1 protein-coding gene is annotated in these 713 nt (G+C 61.0%); it reads left to right on the top strand.

Translation table 11 applies throughout. From position 1 onward, the window contains the following. Positions 1-73: 73 nt before the first annotated feature. Positions 74-713: SNF2-related protein (locus tag A6302_RS21770; protein WP_141704070.1), on the top strand; the 640-nt coding region annotated here is incomplete at its 3' end.

Raw genomic sequence — 713 nt, forward strand, 5'->3', positions numbered from 1 at the left:
GCAGAGCCGTGCGCTACGTAGCATTCGACGGGAAACTCGCAATTGGAGACCTTCCGGACGGGAGTGCCAGCTAGTGGACCATTTCCTCAGGTTCGTTAATGGCGTTCAGGCGTTGCGGCGAAGGGTCTCAGCGCTCGATATAGGTATGGGTGGCGCGCTTGGGGTCGCCGCTGATCCTTTGCCGCACCAGATTGCAACGGTCCGTCGTGTCCTTGGGGACTCCCATATCCGCCACTTGATTTCTGACGAGGTCGGGCTCGGAAAGACCGTACAAGCGTTGATGATCGTCAATGCCCTGCGCTGGCAACACCCCGGACACCGGACACTGGTGATTGCACCAGACAATCTGTTGTCGCAGTGGCAGGAGGAGTGCTGGATCAGAGGGCACGTAATGCCCGCGATCGCTGGCGCGGTCGGAGATGGCACACAAGACGAGCGGTCGCCCGTCACGCTGGCGCGTCCGCGCGATCTGATGACACGCCCCGGACAGGGGGCGCGAACCATCAGCGCAGACCCGGCTGTCTTCGATCTACTGATCGTTGACGAGCCTCAGACGATGCCGCGTGAGACGATTCAGGCCATTTCCCAAGCATCGGATGAATTTCGGCAAGTGCTTGTCCTGTCCGCAACACCGAGACTGGGCGATCCTGCTTGGCGCGAACCGATCTTGCGGATGATAGAACCGGAGGCTGCTGCACTCGCGCGGATGGAGG

The organism is Methylobrevis pamukkalensis (assembly GCF_001720135.1).
GTDB classification, from domain to species: Bacteria; Pseudomonadota; Alphaproteobacteria; order Rhizobiales; family Pleomorphomonadaceae; genus Methylobrevis; species Methylobrevis pamukkalensis.